Genomic DNA, 6,060 nt, shown 5'->3' with positions numbered 1-6,060 from the left:
ATGATCAGGTAGATAGGTTTGGAGTGGAAGTATGGCAACATATGGAGCGGACAAATACTAATCGATCGAGGACTTAACCAATAAAAATGATTATCGGTGAAAACTTTACAATCTTTCTTCTCTAGTTTTGAGAGAATGTTTTTCTCTTATATTGTCTGGTAGTTATGGCGAGAAGGTCACACCCGTTCCCATCCCGAACACGGTAGTTAAGCTTCTCTGCGCCAATGGTAGTAGGGGGTTTCCCCCTGTGAGAGTAGGTCGCTGCCGGGCAGTAATTTGGAGGTTTAGCTCAGCTGGGAGAGCATCTGCCTTACAAGCAGAGGGTCAGCGGTTCGATCCCGTTAACCTCCACCATTTTTGCCGGCTTAGCTCAGTTGGTAGAGCAACTGATTTGTAATCAGTAGGTCGCGAGTTCGACTCTTGCAGCCGGCACCATTTTTCTTGTTTGAGCCGTTAGCTCAGTTGGTAGAGCATCTGACTTTTAATCAGAGGGTCGATGGTTCGAGCCCATCACGGCTCACTTTTATGCGGGTGTGGCGGAATTGGCAGACGCACCAGATTTAGGATCTGGCGCCGCAAGGCGTGGGGGTTCAAGTCCCTTCACCCGCATTATATTTGTTATAAGTTGCGGAAGTAGTTCAGTGGTAGAACATCACCTTGCCAAGGTGGGGGTCGCGGGTTCGAACCCCGTCTTCCGCTCCAATTTATTCCAAATATTGCCGGGGTGGCGGAACTGGCAGACGCACAGGACTTAAAATCCTGCGGTGAGTGATCACCGTACCGGTTCGATTCCGGTCCTCGGCACTTTTATAAATCTATATTGTTTTTGCGCCCGTAGCTCAATTGGATAGAGTACTTGACTACGAATCAAGCGGTTAGAGGTTCGACTCCTCTCGGGCGCACTTCTTTAGTACGGGAAGTAGCTCAGCTTGGTAGAGCACTTGGTTTGGGACCAAGGGGTCGCAGGTTCGAATCCTGTCTTCCCGATTTTTATTCTTTCTTTTTGGGGCCTTAGCTCAGCTGGGAGAGCGCCTGCTTTGCACGCAGGAGGTCAGCGGTTCGATCCCGCTAGGCTCCACTTTACAGGTAAATATACTCATATTTAGAGTAGATAGCACCATTATTATTATGGCGGTGTAGCTCAGCTGGCTAGAGCATTCGGTTCATACCCGAAAGGTCGTGGGTTCAACTCCCTCCGCCGCTATCTCTTTATGGACCTTTAGCTCAGTTGGTTAGAGCAGACGGCTCATAACCGTCCGGTCGCAGGTTCGAGTCCTGCAAGGTCCACTTATCACGTTATTGCTATATTGTAATGGAGGAATACCCAAGTCTGGCTGAAGGGATCGGTCTTGAAAACCGACAGGCGGGTAAGACCGCGCAGGGGTTCGAATCCCCTTTCCTCCTTTTTTGTTGTGATTGGTGGACAAAAATTTTATATTATTATCGCGGGGTGGAGCAGTCTGGTAGCTCGTCGGGCTCATAACCCGAAGGTCGCAGGTTCAAATCCTGTCCCCGCAATTCGGTTCCGTGGTGTAGGGGTTAACATGCCTGCCTGTCACGCAGGAGATCGCGGGTTCAAATCCCGTCGGAACCGCCATTTGGCTTGGTAGCTCAGTTGGTAGAGCACTTGATTGAAGCTCAAGGTGTCGGCAGTTCGATTCTGTCCCAAGCCACTTTTACATGCTTTTGCCATGGCGGATGTGGCGAAGTGGTTAACGCACCTGATTGTGGTTCAGGCATTCGTGGGTTCGATTCCCATCATCCGCCCTTTGTTAATCCGTTTTATATATGCGGGTGTAGTTTAGTGGTAAAACTACAGCCTTCCAAGCTGTTGTCGTGGGTTCGATTCCCATCACCCGCTCTTTGTTAATATTCTATTTATCTGTGAAGGGCCTATAGCTCAGCTGGTTAGAGCGCACGCCTGATAAGCGTGAGGTCGATGGTTCGAGTCCATTTAGGCCCATTTTATTCCACAGTAGCTCAGTTGGTAGAGCAATCGGCTGTTAACCGATCGGTCGTAGGTTCGAGTCCTACCTGTGGAGTTATTCTTTAGAAGAATAGATTTTTTAAAACATTTGGGGAAGTACTCAAGTGGCTGAAGAGGCGCCCCTGCTAAGGGTGTAGGTCGCGAAAGCGGCGCGAGGGTTCAAATCCCTCCTTCTCCGCCAGATGTAGGCCCGTTGGTCAAGCGGTTAAGACACCGCCCTTTCACGGCGGTAACACGGGTTCGATTCCCGTACGGGTCATAATTTTAAAAAAGTAATGCCAACTTTGGTATTACTTTTTTTATGTATGTAGAAAGAAGGTGTCTTCATGACGGATAGATTCCGATTTTGGGTCTTAACTACAGTAGTTGCAATATCAGGATTATCTCAGGGGTTATTGCTGCCTTTGATTGCAATTATTTTTGAAGAAAAAGGTATTTCTTCGAGTATCAACGGATTGCATGCCACGGGAATTTATATTGGCGTGTTGCTAGTATCACCTTTTATTGAGGCACCTCTTCATAAATATGGCTTTAAACCAGTTATTTTAGTCGGAGCAGCGATAGTAGGGGTCGCCATTCTTTTATTTCCGATCTACTTTAATCTTTATTTTTGGTTTTTACTGCGCTTGCTAATTGGAGTCGGTGATCATATGCTTCACTTTTCTTCACAAACCTGGATCGGGGCGATAAGCGACCCTTCTAAAAGAGGAAGGAACATGTCCATCTATGGACTGTTTTTCTCCGTAGGGTTTGCCGTGGGACCACAGTTAGTTAATCTAGCAAGTTTCTCACAAAATTTGCCATTTTATTTGTCTGGACTATTAATTTTAGTCACTTGGATCATTCTGTGGAAATTAGATAATGGTTTTATTTCCTCGGGCAAAAAAATCCGAGCGATTTCTTTCTTTGATAGTTTTAAACGGTTTTCCAGCGTGCTGAAAACAAGCTGGGTCGCAATGATTCCGCCATTTCTATATGGCGTATTGGAAACAGGATTGAATGCTACTTTTCCAGTTGTTGGCCTGCGTGAAGGGATGGGGACGGCTGTTATTACCATTATTATATCCTCATTTTCAGTAGGGACGATTCTATTTCAACTGCCGATCGGGATTTTTAGCGACCGGGTAGGAAGAGGAAACTTATTGCCGTTTCTGACGATTGGGGGAGCATTTTTGTTTTTAATACTTGCTTTTGTTCATCACACGCTACTTTTTATTCTCCTGTTCTTTATTCTAGGGATTTTTCTTGGTTCGCTGTATTCCCTCGGCTTATCCTATATGACAGATTTAACGGCATTGGAGCTATTGCCGGCTGGAAATATCCTCGTAGGGATGTGTTTTAGTGCTGGGAGTATCGTGGGGCCGATCTTTACGGGGAATTTGATTAGTCACTTTGGTCCGGCTAGTTTTTATTACACGGTGGCCGCCCTATTGTTGGCCGGTACAGTGTTGCTTTTTAATGGAGGAAATAATAAACAAAATTCAGTTAATTTCTAAAAAAGGGGTTGCTTTTCATGATATGGCTATGTATAATTATGAAAACAATACAAGTTAACACCAACTAAATATTAGCTCTTATTATGAGTGGTAGAGGGACTGGCCCGATGAAACCCAGCAACCTTTCAATTTTTTATTGAAAAGGTGCTAATTCCTGCAAAGCTTCAGTAAGCTTTGAGAGATAAGAGAGATGCGATATTATTTTTTCAGTGATAAATCAACCTCTCTAATTCTCTAGGGAGGTTTTTTCGTGTGTTGGAAGCTCGGAGAAAGGAGAAAAGATATATGGTAAAAGCAATTAGTTCAAATTTGGGGTATCCGCGTTTAGGGGAGAAAAGAGAATGGAAGCGAGCATTAGAGCGCTATTGGAATGGTGCGATCTCGCAAGAAGAATTGGAAAAGGAAACGAAACAAATTCGGTTGCAGTCATTGAAGAAACAACAGGAGAAGGGTGTAGAACTGATTCCTGTAGGCGATTTTAGTTATTATGATCATATTTTGGATACAAGTTTGACATTCGGTGTTATTCCGAAGCGTTTCGAAACGGATCAACCTTCCTTAGATACATATTTCGAAATTGCCCGAGGACGAGAAAACGCAGTTGCTTCAGAAATGACGAAATGGTTTAATACGAATTATCATTATATCGTGCCGGAATTAAAAGATGCAGCACCGCATTTAGCTTTCAACCGCCCGTTAAAATATTATTTGGAAGCAAAGGAAGAGCTTGGGATCGATGGTAAACCAGTTGTGGTGGGGCCGATCACTTATTTAAAATTAGGGAAAGGAAGCGAAGGCGATTTTGAAGGGTTATTAGATCAATTTATCCCGCTATATACTCAATTGATCAAAGAACTAGAAGAAGGCGGCGTGAAGTGGGTACAGATCGACGAACCTTATCTAGCAACAAGTTTTCCGAAAGAAGAGCTGGCACTTTATAAAAAAACATATGAAGCTATCCGTGCTGCGGCACCAGAAATAAAAATCGAGCTCCAAACTTATTTTGAAAGTTTGGACTATTATGAAGATATTGTTAAATTGCCTGTCGATGCGATTGGTATCGATTTTGTACATGATCATGGGGAATCTTTGGAAGCACTTGAGAAATTTGGCTTTCCAGCTGATAAAATTTTGGGTGTCGGTATCATCAATGGGCGTAATGTATGGCGGAGTGATTTGGCAAAACAAAAAGCATTGCTTGAAAAAATCGTTACACTTGCAAAGGCCGAAATCATTTTCGTCCAGCCGTCAAACTCTTTACTGCATGTACCTGTAACTAAAAAGACGGAACCTGATCTAGAAGAGGTATTGTGGAATGGCTTATCATTTGCTGATGAAAAACTAGATGAGATCGTTCTTTTGACAAAAGCACTGAATGGTGAAGAAACTGCTGATTTCGCGGCTTCTACCAATGCGGTTGCAGCACTGAATGCTTCCTCGCACCGTAATAATAATGAAGTCCAAACAGCGATCAAGAATTTAGAAAATGTCACGGTAGAACGGGACTTACCATTTGCAGAACGTATCAAACAGCAGCACGAATGGTTAAAACTACCATTACTTCCGACGACGACGATCGGTAGCTTCCCACAATCACCTGAAGTACGGAAAAAACGAGCAGAATGGCTGAAAGGTAATTTATCCGACAGTGATTATGATACGTATATCAAAGCAGAAATCAAACGTTGGATCGAGATCCAAGAAGATCTAGATATTGATGTATTAGTACATGGTGAGTTCGAACGTACGGATATGGTCGAATATTTCGGTCAGAAATTAGCTGGCTTTAAGGCGACAAAATTCGGCTGGGTACAATCCTATGGTTCCCGCGCGGTACGTCCACCACTTATTTACGGAGATGTCGCTTTTACAGAAGAAATCACTGTAAAAGAAAGTGTATATGCCCAATCGCTGACAGATCGTCCTGTAAAAGGAATGCTCACTGCACCGGTAACGATCATCAACTGGAGCTTTGTGCGTGACGATATCCCAAAAAGCGAGGTCGCGAATCAAGTTGGTTTGGCACTCCGTACAGAAGTAGAGGCGCTTGAGGCAAATGGCATTCGGGTCATCCAAGTTGATGAGCCGGCACTTCGCGAAGGACTGCCGCTTAAAGAATCACGTTGGAAAGAATATTTAGAGGATGCCGTTTACTCATTCAAGCTAACAACGACTTCTGTCAAAAATGATACGCAGATCCATACGCATATGTGTTACTCGGATTTTGATGATATTATCGATACGATCAGCGCACTAGATGCCGACGTGATTTCGATCGAGACCTCGCGAAGTCATGGTGAGATCATCTCTACGTTTGAAGAAGTAACTTATGATAAAGAGATCGGTCTGGGTGTTTATGATATCCACAGTCCACGTGTTCCAACCGTGGAAGAGATCCAAGACAACATCAAACGTGCGCTTCGTGCAATCGATGTCAAACAATTTTGGATCAACCCTGATTGTGGACTGAAAACGAGAAAAGAGCCAGAAACGATTGCAGCCTTAAAAGACATGGTCAAAGCGACTAAAGAAATTCGTGCGGAATACCAAGTAACGGAAAAGTAGAAAAGGAGGAGA

2 protein-coding genes, 21 tRNA genes, 1 rRNA gene and 1 riboswitch are annotated in these 6,060 nt (G+C 44.1%); all 24 genes read left to right on the top strand.

Annotated features, from left to right (window positions below):
- Nucleotides 1-154: 154 nt before the first annotated feature.
- A 5S ribosomal RNA gene (rrf, locus tag HMPREF0556_RS05225) occupies nucleotides 155-270 on the top strand.
- Between the two features lie 8 nt (nucleotides 271-278).
- Nucleotides 279-354 (top strand) — tRNA-Val (locus HMPREF0556_RS05220).
- Nucleotides 355-359: 5 nt separating this feature from the next.
- A tRNA-Thr gene (locus HMPREF0556_RS05215) sits at nucleotides 360-435 on the top strand.
- A gap of 12 nt (nucleotides 436-447) precedes the next feature.
- Nucleotides 448-520 (top strand) — tRNA-Lys (locus HMPREF0556_RS05210).
- 7 nt (nucleotides 521-527) lie between these two features.
- Nucleotides 528-609 (top strand) — tRNA-Leu (locus HMPREF0556_RS05205).
- An 18-nt stretch (nucleotides 610-627) separates the two neighbouring features.
- A tRNA-Gly gene (locus HMPREF0556_RS05200) sits at nucleotides 628-702 on the top strand.
- Nucleotides 703-718: 16 nt separating this feature from the next.
- Nucleotides 719-804 (top strand) — tRNA-Leu (locus HMPREF0556_RS05195).
- Nucleotides 805-828: 24 nt separating this feature from the next.
- A tRNA-Arg gene (locus HMPREF0556_RS05190) sits at nucleotides 829-902 on the top strand.
- Between the two features lie 11 nt (nucleotides 903-913).
- A tRNA-Pro gene (locus tag HMPREF0556_RS05185) sits at nucleotides 914-987 on the top strand.
- An 18-nt stretch (nucleotides 988-1,005) separates the two neighbouring features.
- A tRNA-Ala gene (locus HMPREF0556_RS05180) sits at nucleotides 1,006-1,078 on the top strand.
- Nucleotides 1,079-1,130: 52 nt separating this feature from the next.
- Nucleotides 1,131-1,204, top strand: a tRNA-Met gene (locus HMPREF0556_RS05175).
- Between the two features lie 9 nt (nucleotides 1,205-1,213).
- Nucleotides 1,214-1,287, top strand: a tRNA-Ile gene (locus HMPREF0556_RS05170).
- Nucleotides 1,288-1,314: 27 nt separating this feature from the next.
- Nucleotides 1,315-1,404, top strand: a tRNA-Ser gene (locus HMPREF0556_RS05165).
- Between the two features lie 40 nt (nucleotides 1,405-1,444).
- Nucleotides 1,445-1,518: transfer RNA gene (locus HMPREF0556_RS05160), tRNA-Met, on the top strand.
- A 3-nt stretch (nucleotides 1,519-1,521) separates the two neighbouring features.
- Nucleotides 1,522-1,597 (top strand) — tRNA-Asp (locus HMPREF0556_RS05155).
- A gap of 3 nt (nucleotides 1,598-1,600) precedes the next feature.
- Nucleotides 1,601-1,673, top strand: a tRNA-Phe gene (locus HMPREF0556_RS05150).
- A 21-nt stretch (nucleotides 1,674-1,694) separates the two neighbouring features.
- A tRNA-His gene (locus HMPREF0556_RS05145) sits at nucleotides 1,695-1,767 on the top strand.
- Nucleotides 1,768-1,790: 23 nt separating this feature from the next.
- Nucleotides 1,791-1,861 (top strand) — tRNA-Gly (locus HMPREF0556_RS05140).
- Between the two features lie 28 nt (nucleotides 1,862-1,889).
- Nucleotides 1,890-1,963, top strand: a tRNA-Ile gene (locus tag HMPREF0556_RS05135).
- Nucleotides 1,964-1,969: 6 nt separating this feature from the next.
- Nucleotides 1,970-2,042, top strand: a tRNA-Asn gene (locus tag HMPREF0556_RS05130).
- Nucleotides 2,043-2,077: 35 nt separating this feature from the next.
- Nucleotides 2,078-2,168 (top strand) — tRNA-Ser (locus HMPREF0556_RS05125).
- A 6-nt stretch (nucleotides 2,169-2,174) separates the two neighbouring features.
- Nucleotides 2,175-2,246, top strand: a tRNA-Glu gene (locus tag HMPREF0556_RS05120).
- A 67-nt stretch (nucleotides 2,247-2,313) separates the two neighbouring features.
- Nucleotides 2,314-3,483: an MFS transporter gene (locus HMPREF0556_RS05115; RefSeq protein WP_003756196.1), complete on the top strand. Its 1,170-nt coding sequence runs from the start codon at nucleotides 2,314-2,316 to the stop codon at nucleotides 3,481-3,483.
- A gap of 75 nt (nucleotides 3,484-3,558) precedes the next feature.
- Nucleotides 3,559-3,671: riboswitch (SAM riboswitch) on the top strand.
- 97 nt (nucleotides 3,672-3,768) lie between these two features.
- Complete coding sequence (metE, locus tag HMPREF0556_RS05110) at nucleotides 3,769-6,048, top strand: 5-methyltetrahydropteroyltriglutamate--homocysteine S-methyltransferase (protein ID WP_040486492.1); 2,280 nt, start codon at nucleotides 3,769-3,771, stop codon at nucleotides 6,046-6,048.
- Nucleotides 6,049-6,060: the final 12 nt, after the last annotated feature.

The sequence above is a fragment of the Listeria grayi DSM 20601 genome (assembly GCF_000148995.1).
Classification (GTDB): domain Bacteria; phylum Bacillota; class Bacilli; order Lactobacillales; family Listeriaceae; genus Listeria; species Listeria grayi.
The sequence above is the reverse complement of the archived record's forward strand: the minus strand, read 5'-3'. Positions and strand labels throughout refer to the sequence as shown.